The sequence below is a fragment of the Nocardia pseudovaccinii genome, from assembly GCF_050942345.1.
Lineage (GTDB): Bacteria > Actinomycetota > Actinomycetes > Mycobacteriales > Mycobacteriaceae > Nocardia > Nocardia pseudovaccinii.
This window is the reverse complement of record NZ_CP192074.1, coordinates 8,638,752-8,658,656: the sequence shown is the minus strand read 5'-3', so window position 1 is coordinate 8,658,656 and position 19,905 is coordinate 8,638,752. Positions and strand designations below refer to the sequence as shown.

Genomic DNA, 19,905 nt, shown 5'->3' with positions numbered 1-19,905 from the left:
AGATCATGGGATGAATATTTCACAATTTGGTAGCGGTATGGGACAGTGGGGTTTCGCGTCCCCTCGGAGGTTTCCATGTCGCCGATCAATCCACCGCTCGCCACCAAACTGGGCGGACTGAAGAGTTCGGCGATCCGTGACCTGCTCGAGCTGACCACGCGCGAAGAGGTGATCAGCCTCGCGGGCGGTTTGCCGGATGCGGAGTTGATGCCCCGGGAGCGGCTCGTCGCAGCGGCCGATGCGGCGCTGAGCGGTTCCGCGGTGTTGCAGTACACCGGGTCGCGCGGATGGCCTCCGCTGCGCGATGTGCTGCGCCAGCGGGAGTCGGCGAAACTCGGCCGCGCGGTCGGGCTCGACGAGGTGTTCGTGACTCATGGTTCGCAGCAGGCGCTTTCGCTGCTGGCCGAGGTGCTGCTGGATCCGGGCGCGCTCGTGGTCGTCGAGGATCCGGCGTATGTCGGAGCGCTGCAAGTGTTCCGCGCCGCCGGTGCGCGAATCGTGGCGGTGCCCTTGGATGCCGAGGGCATGCGGCTGGATGTGCTGAAGGAACTGCTGGCACGCGGTGAGCGGCCGACGGTCGTGCACACGGTGAGCAATTTCCACAATCCGGGTGGCGTCACGATGAGTCCGCCGCGGCGTCGTGAATTGGCCGAACTCGCCGATACCTACGGCTTCTGGGTGATCGAGGACGATCCGTACGGTGAGCTCTGGTTCGACCGGCCCTCGCCCGATCCCGTGGCGACCTACTCCCGCAACGTTATTCGGCTGTCCAGTGCCTCGAAGATCCTCGCGCCCGCGCTACGGGTCGGCTGGATGGTGGCGCAGGAGCGGATCTGTCGCGCCGTCGAATTGCTGAAACAGGGCGCGGACCTGTGCGGTTCGGCGCTGACCCACCAGATGGCCGCCGATCTGCTCAGCGACGAAACCTGGCTGACCGGCCACGTCGACACCGTCCGCAGCGCATACGGCGACCGCGCCAAGGCGCTCGTGCATGCCGTGCGCACCCGCTTCGGCGACCGCGTCACCTGCACCGATGCCGCCGGTGGCATGTTCGTGTGGGCCGACTTCACCGACGGCACCGATACCGATCGGCTGCTGCCACGAGCCCTGGAGCACGGCGTGGCCTTCGTGCCCGGTTCGGCGTTCGCCGTCGATACCGATTACAGCCACTCCATGCGCATGTGCTTTACCACTTCGGACGCGGCGACGTTGGCGGAGGCGATCGACCGGCTGGCTCGCGCGGCCGGATAGTCGTCAATCCACCCAGTTGTAGGTGCGCTCCACGGCCTTGTTCCAGGCGGCGAGGTGGGTTTCGCGATCCGTGGCCGACATCGCGGGTTGCCAGGTCTTGTCCGCGGCCCAGTTGGCGCGGATATCGTCGGTGCTCTCCCACAGGCCCACGGCGAGCCCGGCCGCATAAGCCGCGCCAAGCGCGGTGGTCTCGTTGACGACCGGGCGGACCACCGGCACATCGAGGATGTCGGACTGGAACTGCATGAGTAGATCGTTGCCGACCATGCCGCCGTCGACCTTGAGGGTGGTCAGTTCCAGCCGCAGCTGCTGGGATTCGGCATCGGCGCGCATCGCGTCCATGACCTCGCGCGTCTGAAATGCGGTGGACTCCAATACCGCTCGCGCCAGGTGAGCCTTGTTGACGAAGCGGGTCAGGCCCGTGATGACGCCGCGGGCATCCGGGCGCCAGCGCGGCGCGAAGAGGCCGGAGAAAGCGGGGACGATGTACGCGCCGCCGTTGTCCTCGACGCTGCGCGCCAGCGGTTCGATCTCGTCGGCGGCGGAAATGATGCCGAGATTGTCGCGGAACCATTGCACCAGTGAGCCGGTCACCGCGATGGACCCCTCCAGCGCGTAGACCGGCGCCTCGCCGCCGAGCTGGTAACAGACCGTGGTGAGCAGGCCGTGCTTGCTCAATACCGGCGTCGTTCCGGTATTGAGCAGCATGAAATTGCCTGTGCCGTAGGTGTTCTTGGCCTCGCCGGGGGATAGGCAGGCCTGGCCGAAGGTCGCCGCCTGCTGGTCGCCGAGAATGCCCGCGACGGGTATGCCCGCCAAGGGACCGGAGCTGATCTCCGCGTAGATCTCCGAGGAGCTGCGGATCTCGGGCAGCATCGACCGCGGTATCCCGAATTCCGCGCAGATCTGCGAATCCCATTGCAGCGTACGCAGATCCATCAGCATGGTGCGCGACGCATTGGTCACATCGGTGATGTGCAAACCGGTGAGCTTCCACAGCACCCAGCTGTCGATGGTGCCGAAACACAGCTCACCGGCCTCGGCCCTGGCTCGCGCACCCTCGACATTGTCCAGAATCCAGCGCAGTTTCGGACCGGCGAAGTAGGTGGACAGCGGCAGACCGGTGCGGTCCTGGTAGCGCGTCGCGCCGTATTCGCCGCCCAGTTCGGTGACCAGACGGTCGGTGCGGGTGTCCTGCCAGACGATTGCGTGGTGAATCGGCTTGCCGCTGGCCCGATCCCACACCACCGTCGTCTCGCGCTGATTGGTGACGCCGACCGCATTGATCTCATCGGCGGCAATACCGGTGCTCCGCAGCACCTCGCCGAGGACGAATTCGGTATTGCGCCAGATGGTTTCCGGATCGTGCTCGACCCAGCCCGGCCGCGGGAAGATCTGCTCGTGCTCGCGCTGCGCGACACCGACGACACGGCCCTGCCGGTCGAAGATGATGCACCGACTCGAGGTCGTGCCCTGATCAATGGCGGCCACATAGCGACGCATTCGTGCAGGCTACTAAAACGGACGTGGCGAGCGGCGAAAACGACGGAGCGCGCCGTGCATCACATCGCGACCAGCGGGTTCTCGGACTAGTGTTGGGGTCGGCTACCGGCGAGTAATGCTGACTATCGGCCGCGGGCGACACGGCTTCGGCCCCGACACGGGATCGTCGCCGATTCCTTTAGCCTGTACAACAGAAGACCGCCCCCCGACTGAGCAGCTCGATCGTGTGCCCGAAGGACCACAACGTCGTCTGAACCCCGGCGCCGGGGTCGGCTGGAGGAGTCGCGCATGACCAAGCAACCGGAATCGCAGTTCCTCGGACCCGAGCAACGCGCGACGGCATGGGAGCGCTTCGGTAAGGATCACTTCGACGTGGTCGTCGTCGGGGGCGGCGTGGTCGGCTCGGGTATCGCGCTCGACGCGGCCACGCGCGGTCTGAAGGTCGCGCTGGTCGAGGCGCGCGATCTCGCCTCCGGCACCTCCAGCCGGTCCTCGAAGATGTTCCACGGCGGACTGCGCTACCTGGAGCAACTGGAATTCGGGCTGGTGCGCGAGGCGCTGCGGGAACGCGAACTCGCACTCGCCAGGCTCGCACCGCATCTGGTGAAGCCGCTGCGCTTCCTCTACCCGCTGACCCGTCGCGGCTGGGAACGCCCCTACGTGGCCGCCGGACTGGTGCTCTACGACACCATGGGCGGCGCGAAATCCGTTCCCGGCCAACATCATCTATCCCGGGCGGGCGCACTGCGACTGGCGCCGGGTTTGCGCCCCGGTGCACTGATCGGCGGCGTCAGCTACTACGACACCGTCGTCGACGATGCCCGCCACACCATGACCGTCGCCCGTACCGCCGCGCACTACGGCGCGGTGATCCGCACCTCCACCCAGGTCGTCGGCTTTCTGCGCGAGGCGGACCGGGTCGTCGGGGTGAAGGTGCGCGACAGCGAGGACGGTCGCGCCGGCGAAATCCGCGCCCACGTGGTGATCAATGCGACCGGTGTGTGGACCGACGAGGTCCAGGCGCTTTCGCACAATCGCGGCCGCTTCCACGTGCGTGCGTCCAAGGGTGTGCACATCGTGGTGCCGCGCGACCGCATAGTCAGCGATGCCGCGATCATCCTGCGCACCGCGAGCTCGGTGCTGTTCGTCATCCCGTGGGGCGCGCACTGGATCATCGGCACCACCGATACCGATTGGAATCTGGATCTCGCCCATCCGGCGGCGACCAAAGCCGATATCGATTATCTGCTGGATCGGGTCAACCAGGTGCTGGTCACCCCGCTCACGCCCGCCGATATCGACGGTGTCTACGCGGGTCTGCGGCCTTTGCTCGCGGGAGAAAGCGATTCGACTTCCAAGCTTTCGCGGGAACACGCCGTCGCCAGGGTCGCACCGGGGCTTGTCGGCATCGCCGGTGGCAAATACACCACCTACCGGGTGATGGCCTATGACGCAGTCGACGAAGCGGCACAGGATATTCCGGCGCGCGTCTCACCGTCCATCACCGAGAAGGTTCCGCTGCTCGGCGCCGACGGCTACTTCGCGCTGATCAATCAGACGGTGCAGCTCGCCGAGGCCTATGGCGTGCATCCGTACCGGATCAAGCATCTGCTCGATCGCTACGGTTCGCTCATCGACGAGGTCATGGCCATGGCCGACGGCAAACCCGAACTGCTGCAACCGATTATGGACGCACCGTCGTATCTGCAGGTGGAAGCCGTCTATGCGGCCGCAGCGGAGGGCGCGCTGCATCTGGACGACATTCTGGCCCGCCGGACCAGGATCTCCATCGAATATTCGCACCGCGGCGCGAACTGCGCCGAGCAGGTGGCCCATCTGGTCGCGCCGATACTCGGCTGGGACGACGACGAAATCGACAGGGAGATAAGTACTTACCAAGCGCGTGTGGAGGCGGAGATTCGCTCCCAGACCCAGCCGGACGACCCCTCCGCCGATGCCCTGCGCATCGCCGCCCCCGAACCGCGCGCGGAGATCCTGGAACCGGTCCCGTTGGACAGGTGAGAACTAGACGCCTGGCGGCGGCAGCACAATCGAGGCGATCGTGCCGCCACCCGCTGCGGGTTCCATTGTCGCTGTGCCGCCGTGCAATTCGGCGATCCACGCCACCAGCGCCAGTCCGATTCCGCTGCCACGCCCACCGCTCACTCCGCGCGCGAACGGACTGCTCGACAACTGCGGAGTCAAACCAGCCCCATGGTCACGCACGCTGACCCGGCCATCGGCCACATGCACCTCCACGGGCGCACCGCGATTGACCGCCCCGTGCGTGATCGCATTCTCGATGAGATTGCGCACCGCAAGGCTCAGCAGATTCGGATCACCGATCACCACACTGGGATTCGCCTGCAGCACGATATTGTCCTGCGGGAATTCCTCGACCACCGATTCGGTGAGCTGATCGAGCAGCAGCTGCACCTTTTCCATGGTGGTGACGCCCGCCTGCATTCGCGCACGCGCCAATAGTCCCGAGACGATCCGCTCCATCCTGCTGCCCAATGCCCTGGCATCGACCAACGCCCGCTCGACCTCGTGCGGATTGCGGCGGCGCGGCGCGGTGACCAAACCGAGAGTCGTGAGCGGCGTGCGCAATTCGTGTGCGGCATCCCCGAGAAACCGCTCCTGCTCTTCGAGCAGCACAATGGCCTGCCGCATGCTCCGGCCGGAGAGCAGATGTCCGGCCACCGCGGACAGCGCGACCAGCGTGAGCCCGCCGACGACGAGCCCCCAGATCAGCAGCGCCCGATCACGGTCGAACGCACCGGGATTCGTGCCCGCGATGACCACCGCCTTGGTCTCGGACTCCTCCCAGGTGATGGGTGTCGCCGCGATACGGACCGGGCGGCCCGCACCGTCGTATCCGTCGCGGAAGACGGTCTCCCCGGCCAGGTCGGCGTCGTCGGCGAGACCCGCGACACCGTCGTCCTTGGGTAGCCAGGAGCGCAGATGCGCGAAATTCTCCTGCCACCGGCCATTCCCAGGCGCGCTGAGCACCACCACCGCGACTTCGCCGTTGGCCAGTGCGTCGTTCTCGAGCTGGCTCACATCGATGGTTTCCTCGCCCTCGGGCAGGTTGACCGCACGGAACAGTCCGCTCACCACCCGATCGAGGGAATCGTCGACCGCGGCCTCCCGCGAGCGGGTATCGATGGTCGCCGCAACGATGCCGAGAATGATCAGACAGGTCGCGGTGATGGCGGTGATCAGTGCGGTGAGCAGCCAGCGGGTGCGGCGCAGGCGGGCCACGGCGGGGCGGGCATCCGCCGTGGAGATCAAGGTGCGAATGGGTCACTTCCGATCATGAAACCGGTGCCGCGCACGGTCTCGATCACCGGCGGTGCGCCGAGTTTGCGCCGCAGCTGGGCTATGACGGCGTCGACGACATTCGATGCGGGTTCGGCCATTTCGTCCCAGCAGCATTCGATGAGTTCCGAACGCGATACGACGCTGCCCGCGCGCGTGGCGAGCAGTTCGAGTACGGCGAATTCCTTCGGAGTCAGCGAGCGCAGAATGCCCGCGCGCTGCACCCGGCGACGCGGCAGGTCGATATCGATATCGCCGAGCACGATCCGGGCCGGCGCCGGATGTTCGCGCCGCCGCGACAGCGCACGCACCCGTGCGGCGAGTTCCGGCAGCGCGAACGGTTTGACCAGGTAATCGTCGGCACCGTGCTCGAATCCGGCTATGCGATCGGCCAATGCGTCGCGGGCGGTGAGCATCAGGACCGGCACTCGCTGCCCCCGCGCGCGGTGCGCCGCGACCAGTTGCAGACCGTCGCCGTCGGGCAGGCCGCGATCCACGACGAGCACGTCGTAGCCATTGACGGAGATCTTGAAATCGGCATCCGCGAGGTCGGGGGCGAGGTCCACCGCGAAACCGGCCGAGCGCAGTCCCGCGGCGACTTCCATGCCGAGACCCTCGTCGTCCTCGATCACCAGCACTCGCACGAGGTCAGAGAATAAGGTATTTCACACCTGGTGCGCATACTGGTGTCCGAGTGCTCAGTAGGTGTACAGATCCCAGCCGTCGGCGACCTCGCGGCACTCCCACTGGGTGCCGCCGGTTTTCGGGGAGTTGCCGTCGGCGGCGCAGGCGTCGTAGGTCGCGTAGTTGCCGATGAACGGGGTGTGCATCGGGGTGGGCGCGGCCGACGCGGCACCGGCCGCGGCGACGGCACCGAGGGCGAACATTCCAGCGGCGATCGCGGTGCGGATCTTCATGGTTTTCCTCTCTTTCGCGCGGGTTGTTCCCGCGTTGCGACAAGAAAACCAATGTGTCCGTGAGAATTTCGTGATGACGCTGAAACCGCTGTTCAGCACTCATTTTTCGGGGTTTCGACATAGGTGGCCCACGCCAGGATCGACCGAATGTAGCGCAGTACCAGCTCATCCGGGTACCGCTGTGCGTCGGCCAGATGCAGCCGGGCCAGTTCCTCCAATGCCGCGAGCATGATTCGCTCGGTCGCGCCATCCGGATCGACGGTGACCCCGGCATGGCGCGACAGATGCCGCGCGCCGATCGCCCGCGCGTAGGCCCGGCCGAGTTCGAGCCGGTCGCGCAGATCCGGCGGTCCGCCATCGGGTGGGCTGAGGATGATCCGCCAACTGGTCGGTGCGGCATGCAGATAGGCGAGAATGCCGCGGCCGATCCGATCAGCGTCGTCATCGGTGTCGGACCAGTCGAGAGTGCCGATACCGGCCAGTGCGATGGCCGATTCGCGATCCACCAGCGCGGTCATCAATCCGGACAGATCGGTGAACTGCTGATACACCAGTGCCCGTGCGACCTCGCCCTCGCGCGCGACCCGATCGATACTCACCGCGCCGAAGCCGTCCACGGCGACGATATCGCGCGCAACATCGAGTAGCTGTGCGCGCCGGTCGGCTGCGGACATGCGGCGCTTGGGCGTGGGGCATGGCTTCGCAGTGGGGTGCTCAGACGTCGAGCGCTCCGTGGTCACGGCAAAGACGGTAGCGCAAGTAGCAGGTCCACCGCCTTGGCAGCGCTCTGCACCGCGCTCTCCATGGTGGCCGACCAGTCGGTCGCGGTCCAATCGCCCGCCAGCACAAGCGTCGGCACCGAGGTGCGCTGATCCGGGCGCAGCCCGTGCGTGCCGAGCACCTGGGAGAAGGTCGCCTTCGGCATCCGAACCACGTGTCCCTGAACGACTTTCGCGTTTTCCGCGGCGGGGTAGTAGCGGCGCAGCAGGCGCATCTGTTCGTCGATGATCTGCTCGTTGGTCTTGTGGATCTGCTCGTACGCGCCGCTGGTGGTCAGGCAGTACAGCCAGGCCTGATCGGTGCTGCGCCCGGTCATCCGCTGCCGGTCGAAGACCTCGTCGATGACGCCGGTGCCGCCGATCAGCGCCTCGAATTCGGCCTCGGTGCCGAGCGGGCGGTCCAGGTAAAGGTTGGTGCTGACGATCGGAGTAACGCCCAATTTATCTGCGGCGGCGCAGATTTCGGAATGTTCGGGCAGGTCGTCGAGCAGTCCGCCGATATTCGAATTCGGTACCGCGCAGACGACGGCATCGGCCGGGACGACCGAGCCGTCGGCGAGCGTTACCCCGGTCACCGCGCCATTGTCGATATTGATGCGGCGGGCTACCGCGCGGTGCCGGACTTCGACGCCGTATTTCTCGAAAACCCTCTGGGCCCCGGTGATATAGAGCGTATCGAGGTCGGTGGTCGGGTAGCCGATGGTGACCGCCCGACGATGTTTCATCCCGAGTCGGATGCCGGTGGCCAGCAAATCGGCGAGAATCTTGGCCGATTCCTGCTGCACCGGCTCGGCCGCGAGACCGAGAGCGAGCCAGTCCCACAACGCTTCTCGTGCCGGAGCGGGCATGCCGACCCGATTGAACCACTGTTCGGTGGTGAGGTCGGCAAGATAGTCGGGTTGGTGCAGGCTCTGCCAGCCAAGGCGCGCCGTGGCGCGGGCCGCGCGCAGCCGATCGAGCACGCTCGCGTCGGGATGTGCGCCGAACAAGGTGCGCCAGGCGCCCCAGCCCTTCGTCACTATGGGGGTGCTGCGTCCGCCCGGCCAGCGCAGTGTGCCGCCCTGTGGAAAGGCGACATACTGGCGGGTGCCGACGCTGGTCAGATAGCGGAACAGGTGGTCGTAACCGCTGGCGATCACATGCTGGCCGTTATCGGGAAGGTCATCGGCCGCTTCGACTTTCATCGCGTGCGTCCGGCCGCCGAGTCGACCGCGGCGTTCCAACAGGGTTACCTGCTTGCCTGCCTCGGCCAACCAGACCGCGGACGCGAGCCCGGCCAGTCCGCCTCCGATGACCACATACCGCCGCGGATCGTTCACGATGCACTCCCTATGTTAACTTACATTTTGCAAGTTAATCGGAATTGCTCGGGCCGTCAAGGGTTTTGGCTATACGCCGATCTGCTCCATGGCATGGAATTCGATCGAACTGTGCGCGGAGAACACCGTGACCTCGTCGCCGTGGTCGCGCATCAGTTCGCGCAACCGCTGCTGATTCTCGATGCGGGCGGCGGGAAGTGTCTGCACATTCTTCTCGAACATGGCTGTTCCGAGCGGTTGTCGCGGACGAACCGGGTCGAGAACGCCGGGATGGAAGTAGGCGTCGCCCGCGGACAGTAGCCAGCCGTTCCCGGTGTCGACGGCGACGCCCGCATGGCCACGGGTATGTCCGGCGAGCGGGATGATCAGGATTTCCGGTGGCAGACCGGTCAATTCGCGTACCGCGTCGAAGCCGAACCAACTGTCACCGGTATCCGCGTACGACTCCCAGCGCGGACCGTGCCGGAACTGGGGTTCCTTGTAGCGCAAGCGTTCTTCGCGTGTGTGTCCGCCCTGCAGGGCACGCAGTTCCTCCGCGTATACGTGCACGCGCGCGTCCGGGAAGTCGGCGAGGCCGCCCGCATGGTCGAGATCGAGATGGGTGAGCGCGATGTCGCGGACATCCTCGCGCCGGTAACCCAGCGCTTCGATCTGGCGCACCGCGGTCTGGGCGAGATCGAGTACCGGATTGGTGAGCCGGAGGAAGCGGCGACCGAGCCATTCCTCGGGGCGGTGCACCGCCTGTTCGCCGACGCCGGTCTCCACCAGGACGAGTCCGGAGTCGAGTTCGAGGAGTAAACAGTGGCAGACCATTTCGGCGCGGCGGAAGATGCTGCCGGTGCCGTCGAGGAGTCGGCCGCCGAGTGGGCGCATGGTGCCGCAATTGAGGTGGTGCACGCGCATCAGGAGAGCTCCCGTTCGAAGGTGGTACGCAGGTGGGCGGCGACCGCGCGCAGCGGCGCGACATCGCGTTTGGTCTTGGCGAGCATCAGGGCCCCCTCGATCGTGGCGAGGGCGACAGTCGAAAGTTCGGTGGCGCGCTCCTGGTCGATTCCCTTGTCCCGCAGGTACTTTTCGATCGACTCGCGCCAGGATTCGAAACCGGTGACGCAGGCCTGCCTGATCGTTTCGCTCTCGCGCCCCGCGTCGAGTGCGATGGTCGCGATCGGGCAGCCGCGTTCGAAATCGGAATCGACGAGCAGTGCGGTGAGGACGTCGAAGACGGTGGCGATATCGCCACCGTGGGCGAGGATGGCGTCGAGCTGGTCGCGCAGTTGCCTGCTCGATTGGGCGAGGGCCTCGGCGGCGAGTTGCTCTTTGCCGCCGGGGAAGTGGAAGTAGAGCGATCCCTTGGGTGCGCCGCCCGCGCTGACGAGTTGATTCAGGCCGGTGGCGTGATAGCCCTGAGTGTGGAAGAGGTCCGCCGCGGCGTCGATGAAGCGTTGGCGGGAGTCGGTGCGAGGTGCCACGCCTTCACGGTACGTGAACTATGACGACCGGTCTAGTTAGTTCTGGAAACTGGCCGATATTCGGGGTCGGTTGCGGTGGATTCGGGATGGGCAAGTGTTAGCAACTGAATGGCAAATGGCTGCCTTCGGTGCGGTCAGATGGGTTCTGGCTGGCAGCGGGGGCAGAAGTAGATGCCGCGTTCGCGCTGGGTGATGCGGTCGGACTGGGGGTTTCGGGCCGTTCGGCCGGGTCGGGGTTCGGTCTCGCCGAGAAGATGGACGACCATGCGGGTGCCGCAGCGCTGACACGGACGGCGGGCGCGGCCGTAGGCAAGTGGCCGCCAGGGTGGTTCGGTGGCGGCCTTGGTGAGTACGCGATGCGCCTCGTGTACGAGGGCGATCAGGTCGGGGACGTCGCCGACCGGTGTGGCCGGGTGGACGCGGCGCAGGAAGCAGATTTCGCTGCGGAAGATATTGCCGATTCCGGCCAGGTTGCGCTGGTCGAGTAGGGCGAGGCCGATCGGTTGCGCCGGATGCCGTGCCAGCCGTCGCACCGCCTCGGTCACATCCCAGTTCGCGCCGAGCAGGTCCGGCCCGAGATGGTCGGTGGCGGTGTGCTCGTCCGCGCGGCGCAGCACCTCGACGGTGCCGAGCGAAAAGCCCACCGCCTCGGTGTCATCGGTGCCGAGCACCAGCCGGGCGGTCACCGGCGGCCGCGTCCACCGTTCTCCGGCACAGTAGGTCCGCCATTCGCCCTCCATCTTCAAATGCGTGTGGACGCTGACCTCGTCGGTCCGGACGAACAGATGCTTGCCATAGCTGGCGACCCCCTCGACCCGCTGCCCGACCAGATCGACCGTGGCATAGCGCGGCACCCGGAAATCACTGCGGATCAGCGTCTTTCCCTCCAGCGCGAGCCGCAGTCTGGCCGCGGTCAGGAATACGGTGTCGCCTTCAGGCATGGCTCGACCATAGGTTTATCCGGGCCGGGCTCATTGTCGGCTCCGTAGTTCGAGTCCGCTCTTCCCCGCGCGATTCCCGCTTTGCGGGGTGCGAGTGCCCGTCGCGATGACTGCCGGAGTGGTGTCGCCGTGCGCGGGCTCGTCGTCGGGGCGCGGCCTGCTCCGCAATCGCAGGCCGCGTGGGGTTACCGAGAATCCGGCCTCGCTTTGCGGCGCGCGAGTGGCCGTTACCGCGGCTGCCACGATGGTGTCACCGTTCACGGCTTGCTCCGTAGGCGGAGGCCTCTCGGTGTCGCGGAGAATCCGGCCTCGGTGAGGAAACCGGCGAAGGTGTTGCCGTGCACGGTTTCTCCGTCGACCCGGTCGATCACGAGTGAGTCGACGCGGCGGTCGCGTACCAGATCGGCCAGGGCGGTGGCCGCGGCCTGGCGGACGTTCGGGTCCTCGGTGAAGGTGAGCAGGGTTTTGCCGCCGCGCTCCAGATACAGCGCGAGTTCGCCGTCGGCGAGCACGACGATGGCGCCGGCCTTGCGTCCGGGACGGTGGCCCGCGCCCTCGGAGGGGCCCTTCGGCCAGGGCAGTGCCGCGCCGTAGGGGTTTGCGGGATCGCTTGCCGCCAAGGCGAATGCGGTGCTCCGGCGTTGTCCACCGGTGCCGGGGCGAGTGCGCTCGGTGTCGAAGGAGCGCAGCCGGTCCACCACATCGGTGGTGGAGAACTGTGCGCCGCCCAGCGAATCGATGAAATAGCCGCGGCGGCAACGGCCGCGATCCTCGAATTCGGTGAGCACGCGGTACATGAGCGCGAATCCGCCCGGCACGCCCTCGTTCTGTACCGAGCCGCGGGTCAGCACGCCGTACCGTTCCAGCAGGGTGTCGGCCGTTGCGTGGGCGCGCAGGGTGTTGTCCGCTACTCGCTCCGGCAGCAGCGACCAGCGGCCCGCGACGGCGGGCGGTCCGGATCGGGTGGGCATATTCGGTCGTGGGAGGTAGGCGCGTCCGCGCGGTGCGCGCCGTGGTGTGCGATGGGCGGTGGTGGTCCGTGCGGTCCCCGAGAGCAGGGCGCGAACGGGGGCGAAGGTGTCACCCGAGACCACGCCTGCCCAGACGAGCTCCCACAATGCATCCGCGACTTCGGCGTCGTCGAGGAGTCCGGTGGCGTCGGAGAGTTGCCGGAAGAAGTACGCGCCGCCGCCGTGCAGCACCGGGGGAAGTCGCAGCGGCGAACTGTCTCGGCCCGCTGAGCCGTTGGTCACCGAGGTGCCTCGTGTCGCCGAATTGCCCGGCATCGCTGAAACATCCTGTGCTGCATCATCGTCCAGCGATACGACCTGGCCTGATCCGGCGCCGGGCTCGGAATCGATGGGCATCCACGGGGCTATCGATGCCCCCAACCCGTTGAGCAGGCGCAGATGTACCTCGGACAGTTCGATCTCGTCGGCGGGCGTCAGGGTGAACGGGGCCTGATCGGCCAGGTGCAGGGCAATCCAGCCGTCCTTCGCGGTGATTGCGCCGTGCCCGGACCAGATGACCTCACCGGTGGCCATCAACTCGTCCAACATGGCGGGGGAGTAGTCGCGCACCCGCGCTGGCAAAACCAGCGATTCCCACGCGGAAGCGGGAATCGGCACTCCCGCAAGCTGTTCCACCACCGCCGCGACCCCGTCGACCCCGCGCAATTCGCCGGTGCCGATGTGCTGCCAGGATGGCAGGAACCGGCCGAAGGCAGCGGTCGCGACCGGTTCCACCTCGTGCCGGGCGGCCGCGAGCGACCGGCGGCGCAATCGGCGCAGCACCTGACTGTCGCACCACTCCGAGCCGCTGGCCGCTGGTGTGAATTCGCCCTCCACCACGCGCTTTTCCGCGACCAGCCGATGCAGTGCCGTCGCGGCGACCGCGGTGCCGAGTCCGAAACGAGCGGCCACGGCCTCGGTGGTGAACGGTCCGTGTGTGCGGGCAAAGCGCCCGACCAGGTCTCCGAGCGGATCAGCGACCGGTTCGATGAATGCGGCGGGGGTGCCGATCGGGAGCGGTACGCCGAGCGCGTCGCGCAGGCGCGCGGCATCTTCCACCGCGACCCACCAGGTCCGTCCGGCGAACGTGACCTCGAGTGCGCGCTTGGACTGCACCAAGTCTGCGAACCATTCCGCCGGATCACCGGTGGGCTCCGCATCGTCGAGTTGAACGCCGACGCAGCGTTGCGCGGCTTCCTCGGCAGTAAGCGGTCCGAGCAACCGCAACAGATCGGCCAGCCCCTCCGCGTCCCGCGCCAACCGTTCGGGTGTGAGCCGCTGCAATTCCCGCTCGGTCTGCTCGATAACGGTGGCGTCCAACAGTTCCCGCAGCTCCACCCGCCCGAGCAGTTCGGCGAGCAGACTCGAATCGAGCGACAGTGCGGCGGCCCGACGTTCGGCCAGCGGACTGTCCCCGTCGTACATGAACTGTCCGATGTAATCGAACAGCAGGGAATTGGCGAATGGTGACGGCGTAGCGGTCTCGACCTCGACCAGTCGCACCTGGCGACGCGCCACCCGTCCGAGCAGATCGCGCAGCGACGGCAGATCGTAAACGTCACGCAGACATTCGCGCACCGTCTCCAACAGGATCGGAAAGTCCGGAAACTTCCGCGCCACATCGAGCAATTGCGCCGACCGCTGCCGCTGCTGCCACAACGGCGCACGCTTACCCGGATCGCGCCGAGGCAGCAGCAGCGCCCGCGCCGCGCACTCCCGGAATCGCGATGCGAACAGCGCTGATCCGCCGACCTGCTCGGTGACGATGTCATCGATCTCATCGGGCTCGAACACGAAAAGCTCTGCACCGGGCGGATCGTCGGTGGTATCGGGCAGTCGTACGACTATTCCGTCGTCGGAAGCATTCGGCGCGACGTCCACCCCGAACCGCTCCCGCAGCCGCGCACCGATCGCCAATGCCCACGGTGCGTGCACCGGCAGGCCGTACGGCGAATGCAGCACCAACCGCCAATCGCCGAGCTCGTCGCGGAACCGCTCGACGATCAGGGTCTTGTCGGTGGGCAATTGTCCGGTGGCAGTGCGTTGTTCATCGAGCAGCGTCACCAGATTCGTGGTGGCATTGTCGTCGAGGCCCGCGCCACGCAGGAGTGCGTCGACTGCTGGATCCGCCGAGGAGCTCTTCTTTCCATCGGTGCCGGGGTCCGCACCCTTCGGTGCGTGCACACCGGCCTTGCGAATGAATTCCCCGAGCGCCGCACCGAGTTCGGCGGGACGACCGAGTCCGTCACCATGCCAGAAGGGCAACCGCCCAGGCTGCCCGAACGCGGGAGTGACCAGCACCCGGTCGAAGGTGATCTCCTCGATGCGCCAGCTGGTCGCGCCGAGGGCGAATACATCGCCGACGCGCGATTCGTACACCATCTCCTCATCGAGTTCGCCCACCCGCGAGGCCTTTTCGCCGACCATGTAGACCGCGAACAGGCCGCGATCCGGGATCGCGCCACCCGAGGTCACCGCCAGCCGCTGCGCACCTGGCCGACCGGTGAGCGTGCCCGCGTCGCGGTCCCACACGAGCCGGGGCCGCAATTCGGCGAACTCGTCCGATGGATAGCGACCGGCGAGCAGATCGAGCACCGATTCATACGCCGACCTGGGCAGCGAGGCGTAATTGCCGGTGCCGCGCACGGTTTCGAACCAGGCGTCGACATCGATGGGTTCGAGCGCGCAGGCCGCGACGGTCTGCTGGGCCAGGATGTCCAAGGGGTGCGCGGGAACTTGCAGTGCCTCGATCTGCCCCGCCGTCATCCGCTGCGAGGCGACCGCGCAGTGGATGACATCGGTGCGATGCTTCGGGAACAGCACCCCGCGCGAGATCTCACCGACCTGGTGCCCGGCCCGCCCGACCCGCTGCAACCCACTCGCCACCGACGGCGGCGCCTCCACCTGCACCACCAAATCGACCGCGCCCATATCGATTCCGAGTTCGAGACTGCTGGTGGCGACAACGCAGCGCAGCCGTCCGCTCTTGAGATCGTCCTCGATCAGCGCCCGCTGCTCCTTGCTCACCGAACCGTGGTGTGCCCGGGCCAGCAGCGGATCCGCGCCGTGGATCACTTCGGTGGACGCACCGAGTTGGGCGGGCGGTTTGTGCCCGCCGCGCGCGTCAGGCCCGGAGGAGGCAGCTCGCGTAACCACGGAGGGCCCCGCGCGCGGCGTATCGGACACGGTCTCGACGGCCTCGCCCAGTCGCGCGGCATAGGCCTCATTGAGCCGCGCGGTCAGCCGCTCGGCCAACCTGCGCGAATTCGCGAAGACGATCGAAGACCGGTGGTCCAGCACCAGATCCACGATCGCCTCGTCCACATGCGGCCAGATCGACCCGGGCTGATCGGAATCGCCCGCTTCGGTCATGTCCGCGATCGGCACGCGCACGGACAGATCGAAAGTCTTGGGAGCGGGCGGCGAAACGATGGTGATCGGCGCATTTCCGACCAGGAACCGCCCGACCTCCTCGGGCGGTCGCACCGTCGCCGACAGCCCGATCCGCTGTGCGCGCCGCTCGGGCCCACCCGTCGCCCGACCGCCACCCCTCATCGAGTCGCTCCGCGACGCTGTTATCAGTTGATCCATCCGGGCCAGCGACAGCGCCAGATGCGCGCCGCGCTTACCGCCCGCGATGGCGTGCACCTCGTCCACGATCACCGTGCCGACATCGCTCAGCGTCTCCCTGGCCGCGGAGGTGAGCATCAGGAACAGTGATTCGGGCGTGGTGATCAGAATGTCGGGTGGTGTCCGCTGCATCGATCGCCGGTCCGCCGGACTGGTATCCCCGGACCTGACGCCGACGGTGATCGTGGGCGGGTCCAAGCCGAGGCGCTTCGCGGTCTGGGTGACCCCGACCAGCGGCGCGCGCAAATTCCGTTCCACGTCCACCGCCAATGCCTTCAACGGCGACACATAGAGCACCGAGGTGCCCACCTTGCCCTCCCGCTTCGGCCGGGTGGCGAGTTGATCGATGGCCCACAGAAAGGCCGACAGCGTCTTACCCGAACCGGTCGGCGCGACGACCAAGGTGTGCTCACCTGCGGCAATGGCCTGCCACGCGCCCAGTTGTGCGGCTGTGGGCGCGGGAAATGCGCCGTCGAACCACTCCTGGGTCGCGGTGGAGAACTGGGCCATGGCATCAGTGTGCACCCGGGCACCGACAACCGGCAGCGGCGGCCGGAAGACTTCGAGCCGGGCAAATGGCTCGCAGCCCGAGCGAAGGGGTGGCAATCGAAGTACGGCCGCCAGCGCCGCACCGTACGCTTCCAACCGTGCAAAAGGTGCTCAGACTCGACCTGGTCAGCCATGGCATGACCGAGGCGATGCGAAAGGCACGTTTTCCAGTAGACGAATCGCTGACCGAGGCCGGTCGCCGAGCAATCGCGGCGTATGGCCGCCTGACCGCGGCGCGCGTGCTCACCGGACCCGAACGCCGGACCGTGGAAACGGCTGCGCTGATGGGACTTCCGGGCGAGGAGGACGCCCGGCTGCGCGATCTGGATGCCGGCGCGTGGCGCGGCGGCGAACTGATGTCGGTGCCGCAGGATGAGCTGTATGCCTGGCTGACCGACCCGCAGTTCCGCGGTCACGGTGGCGAATCCGTGACCGATGTGGTCGAGCGGACCAGGTACTGGATGGCCGAAATCGCCTCCGAGGGCATGTCCACCATCGCGGTCACCCATCCGGCGGTGATCCGCGCGGCGCTGCTGGTGACCCTGGACGCGCCGCCGAAATCGTTCTGGCGGATCGACATTCCGCCGGGCAGCGTCACCCGGCTGCATTACCGCGGCGAATGGACGTTGCACTTCACGGCGTGAGATCCGGGCTCATCGCGCGCAGCGGTCCATCGCCCATCGTCACGAGCAGTCGTACCGCATCGGTGATCAGCCGCACCGGAATCGACGGATCGACGGCCCGCTGCATGCCGAGTCCGATGCCCATGCTCAGGATTGCCGTCGCGGCATTCTCCGCGGGCATCGGTAGTGGGATTCCGATCGTGTCCGAAAGCGTCTGCACCTGCGCCGCGACGGCGCCGCGCATCATGGCGAGGCTGGAGACCAGCGCGGCCTTGAGTTCCGGATCGTCGCGGGCGACCGTGGCGAATTCGAATTCGAGCATGGTCCAGCCGACATCGCCGATGGTGTGCTCGGCCCATTCGTGGAAGCGCGCGAGCTGATCGTCGAGCGTCTCGCCCGCCGCCATCAGATCGGCCACCTCGCCGAACTTCGTCGCGTGGATCAGCCCGAGCACCTCCAAACAGAGCTCCTTCTTGGTACGGAAGTTCGAGTAGACCGCGCCCTTCGAGTAGCCAGCCTCCTCGGCGACCCGCTCCAGACTGGTTTTCGCATAGCCCTCGGTCAGGAAGAGATCGCGTGCGGTCGCGATCAGGTCGGCCCTGGTACGGGCCTGACTTTCGGACCGGGTCAGACGTGCCATACCGCAGATTCTACGTACCCATGGATTTCGGATACCAAAGGTATTTGAATTCTGCTAGTGTTTGAAACCATGGGTAACAAAAACCGGTCGCAACGGCGCGGCCTGGCCATCGGCTGCGGCGGCACGCTCGGGTTCGCCTGGATCGTCGCCGCGCTGGCCGCCACCCGCGAGGTGCTGGATTGGGATCCGCGCGAAGCTGACGTGCTGCTCGGCACACCGGCCGGTGCCGAGACGGCCACCCTGCTCGGCAGCGGTGTCGGCGTGGATGAACTCGTCGCCATGCAGCGGGGCACCTCGGCGAATCCGATCCTGTCGGCGCATATGGGTGCCGAACCCGGACGGTTCCCGCCGCTGCCCCGGCCGCGGCTGGGTGCGTTGGCATTGAGTCTGCGTGCGCCCGCGACCGGACAGCGGTTGCTCACCGCGGGCAGCGGCCTACTGCCGATCGGTGGTGGTGATGCGAGCTGGTTGCAACATCTGGCCGATCGCCTGAATCCCGGCCGCTCCTGGGTGTCTCATCCCGCGACCTGGCTGGTCAGCATGGACTATGCGACAGGAGAACGGGTTCCGTTCGGCGCGCCCGACGCACCGTCGGCGCACTTGGGTGCGGCGCTGCGCGCATCGTGGGCGGTACCCGGCTGGTTCCCGCCCGTTTCCATTGCCGGACGCCGTTTCATCGATGGCGGTGCGGGCTCGACCGCATCGGTGGATCTGCTTGCCGCGCAACAACTCGACGAGGTGCTGGTGCTCGCACCGATGGCCTCCGTCGAAGCAGTCCCCGCGACCGGTCCCGGTCATTTCCTGGAGCGGCAGCTGCGCAATCGCATGAGTGCCCAGCTCGCCGCCGAGGTCGGGGTATTGCGTGCGGCGGGCACGCGCGTCCTCGTGATCGGCGCCACCGCAGCCGATCTCGCGGTGATGGGCCCGAATTTCATGGACGGTCGCCGCCGTCTCCAAACCTTCGAACACAGTCTGTGCAGCACCCGCCGAGCGCTGGAACAAGGAGTCTTCGCATGAATATTCTCGGTCACGGTTATCCGGATATCGACCTCGAGGGCGCGCGGGTGCTGATCACCGGTGCGGGCCGCGGCATCGGACAGTCGACCGCGGAACTGTTCGCGGCCAAGGGCGCTGAAATCGCTATCGCCGATGTCGATACTGCCGCAGCCGAATCCGCCGCTGCGGCGATCGGTGCGCGTGCCTATGAGCTCGACGTCCGTGCTCGCGACCAGTGGGACAAGGTCGTGGCCGACTTCGGTGCGGTGGATGTTCTCGTCAACAATGCGGGCGTCATGCCCGCGGGCGCGTTCCTCGACGAGCCCGACGCGGTCGGCCACGCCACCTTCGATATCAACGTCTGGGGCCTCATCCACGGCATGCGCGCGGTGGTGCCCGGCATGATCGAGCGCCGCCGCGGCCACGTCGTCAATGTCGCCTCGCTCGCGGGCAAGATCCCGGTCGCGGGCCTCGCCGTCTACAACGCGAGCAAATTCGCCGCCGTAGGCCTGTCCGCCGCAACACGTTTGGAGTTCGCACCACAGGGTGTCAGCGTCAGCTGCGTCATGCCCTCGGCCGTCCGCACCCGCCTGTCTTCCGGACTGACCCTCGGCAAGGGCATGCCCACCGTGGACCCCGAAGATGTCGCCGCCGCCATCCTGCAAACCTGCGGAACCCGCAAGTCCGAGGTAGCCGTCCCGAACTACCTGGGCCCCATCGACATAGCCTTGGCCGCCGCCCCCGAACGCGCGGTCCGCCTCGTTCGCCGACTCCTCGACGGCAACCGCGCCCTGCACCCCGCCGATGCCGAAACTCGCGCGCAATACGAACAGCAGGTCCGTTCGATCACCGAATAGCCGAAACTTTTCCATCCGTCCCACGCGATGCCTCGGCACCTGGTTCCGGACTTTCCGTAGCTGAACCGGCCTGGACCCCATCTCGCGATCTGGCATCCCC

Annotated in this window: 16 protein-coding genes; 5 read left to right on the top strand and 11 right to left on the bottom strand. The window is 67.0% G+C overall.

Going from position 1 to position 19,905, the window contains the following annotated elements; translation table 11 throughout:
- Positions 1 to 75 precede the first annotated feature (75 nt).
- Positions 76 to 1,251, top strand: coding sequence for a PLP-dependent aminotransferase family protein (locus tag ACQPZ2_RS39065; RefSeq protein WP_433522982.1), 1,176 nt, complete (start codon positions 76 to 78; stop codon positions 1,249 to 1,251).
- Between the two features lie 3 nt (positions 1,252 to 1,254).
- Here ACQPZ2_RS39065 and glpK read toward each other — a convergent pair whose 3' ends face one another.
- Complete coding sequence (glpK, locus tag ACQPZ2_RS39060) at positions 1,255 to 2,754, bottom strand: glycerol kinase GlpK (RefSeq protein ID WP_433522981.1); 1,500 nt, start codon at positions 2,752 to 2,754, stop codon at positions 1,255 to 1,257.
- 288 nt (positions 2,755 to 3,042) lie between these two features.
- On the opposite strand from glpK, the gene ACQPZ2_RS39055 reads away from it, so the two are divergent.
- Complete coding sequence (locus ACQPZ2_RS39055) at positions 3,043 to 4,776, top strand: glycerol-3-phosphate dehydrogenase/oxidase (protein ID WP_433522980.1); 1,734 nt, start codon at positions 3,043 to 3,045, stop codon at positions 4,774 to 4,776.
- 3 nt (positions 4,777 to 4,779) lie between these two features.
- Here ACQPZ2_RS39055 and ACQPZ2_RS39050 read toward each other — a convergent pair whose 3' ends face one another.
- From ACQPZ2_RS39050 to ACQPZ2_RS39010, 9 genes are all read right to left on the bottom strand, one after another.
- Positions 4,780 to 6,048 (bottom strand): sensor histidine kinase, encoded by a 1,269-nt coding sequence (locus ACQPZ2_RS39050; protein ID WP_433522979.1) that lies wholly within the window; start codon positions 6,046 to 6,048, stop codon positions 4,780 to 4,782.
- Positions 6,045 to 6,719 carry a response regulator transcription factor gene (locus ACQPZ2_RS39045; RefSeq protein ID WP_433522978.1) on the bottom strand — a complete coding sequence of 225 codons (675 nt, stop codon included), beginning with the start codon at positions 6,717 to 6,719 and terminating at the stop codon, positions 6,045 to 6,047. Before ACQPZ2_RS39045 ends, ACQPZ2_RS39050 begins: the two co-directional genes overlap by 4 nt.
- 54 nt (positions 6,720 to 6,773) lie before the next feature.
- Complete coding sequence (locus ACQPZ2_RS39040) at positions 6,774 to 6,992, bottom strand: hypothetical protein (RefSeq protein ID WP_387293947.1); 219 nt, start codon at positions 6,990 to 6,992, stop codon at positions 6,774 to 6,776.
- Positions 6,993 to 7,084: 92 nt separating this feature from the next.
- A complete protein-coding gene (locus tag ACQPZ2_RS39035) occupies positions 7,085 to 7,666 on the bottom strand; it encodes a TetR/AcrR family transcriptional regulator (protein ID WP_433522977.1) in 582 nt (193 codons plus the stop codon).
- A gap of 62 nt (positions 7,667 to 7,728) precedes the next feature.
- On the bottom strand, positions 7,729 to 9,093 hold the full coding sequence (hpnE, locus tag ACQPZ2_RS39030) for a hydroxysqualene dehydroxylase HpnE (RefSeq protein ID WP_433527639.1): 1,365 nt from the start codon (positions 9,091 to 9,093) through the stop codon (positions 7,729 to 7,731).
- A gap of 66 nt (positions 9,094 to 9,159) precedes the next feature.
- The gene (locus ACQPZ2_RS39025) at positions 9,160 to 9,993 is read right to left on the bottom strand and encodes an MBL fold metallo-hydrolase (RefSeq protein ID WP_433522976.1); all 834 of its coding nucleotides are present in this window, start codon (positions 9,991 to 9,993) and stop codon (positions 9,160 to 9,162) included.
- Positions 9,993 to 10,559, bottom strand: a complete 567-nt coding sequence (locus ACQPZ2_RS39020) for a TetR/AcrR family transcriptional regulator (protein ID WP_433522975.1) — start codon at positions 10,557 to 10,559, stop codon at positions 9,993 to 9,995. The genes ACQPZ2_RS39025 and ACQPZ2_RS39020 overlap by 1 nt, the downstream gene beginning before the upstream one ends.
- Before the next feature lie 134 nt (positions 10,560 to 10,693).
- Entirely contained in the window at positions 10,694 to 11,500 is an 807-nt protein-coding gene (locus ACQPZ2_RS39015; RefSeq protein ID WP_433522974.1) for a DNA-formamidopyrimidine glycosylase family protein, read from the bottom strand.
- Positions 11,501 to 11,757: 257 nt separating this feature from the next.
- Complete coding sequence (locus ACQPZ2_RS39010) at positions 11,758 to 16,650, bottom strand: ATP-dependent helicase (protein ID WP_433522973.1); 4,893 nt, start codon at positions 16,648 to 16,650, stop codon at positions 11,758 to 11,760.
- 137 nt (positions 16,651 to 16,787) lie between these two features.
- Between ACQPZ2_RS39010 and ACQPZ2_RS39005 the strand changes: the two genes are divergently transcribed.
- Entirely contained in the window at positions 16,788 to 17,333 is a 546-nt protein-coding gene (locus ACQPZ2_RS39005; RefSeq protein WP_063038784.1) for a histidine phosphatase family protein, read from the top strand.
- Here ACQPZ2_RS39005 and ACQPZ2_RS39000 read toward each other — a convergent pair.
- Positions 17,323 to 17,952: a TetR/AcrR family transcriptional regulator gene (locus tag ACQPZ2_RS39000; protein ID WP_433522972.1), complete on the bottom strand. Its 630-nt coding sequence runs from the start codon at positions 17,950 to 17,952 to the stop codon at positions 17,323 to 17,325. The two genes, ACQPZ2_RS39005 and ACQPZ2_RS39000, sit on opposite strands and share 11 nt — an antisense overlap.
- Positions 17,953 to 18,021: 69 nt before the next feature.
- On the opposite strand from ACQPZ2_RS39000, the gene ACQPZ2_RS38995 reads away from it, so the two are divergent.
- Together ACQPZ2_RS38995 and ACQPZ2_RS38990 are read left to right on the top strand one after the other, a co-directional pair.
- Positions 18,022 to 18,969 carry a patatin-like phospholipase family protein gene (locus ACQPZ2_RS38995; RefSeq protein ID WP_433522971.1) on the top strand — a complete coding sequence of 316 codons (948 nt, stop codon included), beginning with the start codon at positions 18,022 to 18,024 and terminating at the stop codon, positions 18,967 to 18,969.
- Positions 18,966 to 19,805 carry an SDR family oxidoreductase gene (locus tag ACQPZ2_RS38990; protein ID WP_433522970.1) on the top strand — a complete coding sequence of 280 codons (840 nt, stop codon included), beginning with the start codon at positions 18,966 to 18,968 and terminating at the stop codon, positions 19,803 to 19,805. Before ACQPZ2_RS38995 ends, ACQPZ2_RS38990 begins: the two co-directional genes overlap by 4 nt.
- Positions 19,806 to 19,905 lie beyond the last annotated feature (100 nt).

Excerpts from the sequence above, each read along its gene's own strand:
- ACQPZ2_RS39065 (WP_433522982.1), top strand. The coding sequence starts at position 76 with ATGTCGCCGATCAATCCACCGCTCGCCACCAAACTGGGCGGACTGAAG.
- glpK (WP_433522981.1), bottom strand. The coding sequence starts at position 2,754 with ATGCGTCGCTATGTGGCCGCCATTGATCAGGGCACGACCTCGAGTCGG.
- ACQPZ2_RS39055 (WP_433522980.1), top strand. The coding sequence starts at position 3,043 with ATGACCAAGCAACCGGAATCGCAGTTCCTCGGACCCGAGCAACGCGCG.
- ACQPZ2_RS39040 (WP_387293947.1), bottom strand. The coding sequence starts at position 6,992 with ATGAAGATCCGCACCGCGATCGCCGCTGGAATGTTCGCCCTCGGTGCC.
- ACQPZ2_RS39035 (WP_433522977.1), bottom strand. The coding sequence starts at position 7,666 with ATGTCCGCAGCCGACCGGCGCGCACAGCTACTCGATGTTGCGCGCGAT.
- ACQPZ2_RS39025 (WP_433522976.1), bottom strand. The coding sequence starts at position 9,993 with ATGCGCGTGCACCACCTCAATTGCGGCACCATGCGCCCACTCGGCGGC.
- ACQPZ2_RS39015 (WP_433522974.1), bottom strand. The coding sequence starts at position 11,500 with ATGCCTGAAGGCGACACCGTATTCCTGACCGCGGCCAGACTGCGGCTC.
- ACQPZ2_RS39010 (WP_433522973.1), bottom strand. The coding sequence starts at position 16,650 with ATGGCCCAGTTCTCCACCGCGACCCAGGAGTGGTTCGACGGCGCATTT.
- ACQPZ2_RS39000 (WP_433522972.1), bottom strand. The coding sequence starts at position 17,952 with ATGGCACGTCTGACCCGGTCCGAAAGTCAGGCCCGTACCAGGGCCGAC.
- ACQPZ2_RS38995 (WP_433522971.1), top strand. The coding sequence starts at position 18,022 with ATGGGTAACAAAAACCGGTCGCAACGGCGCGGCCTGGCCATCGGCTGC.
- ACQPZ2_RS38990 (WP_433522970.1), top strand. The coding sequence starts at position 18,966 with ATGAATATTCTCGGTCACGGTTATCCGGATATCGACCTCGAGGGCGCG.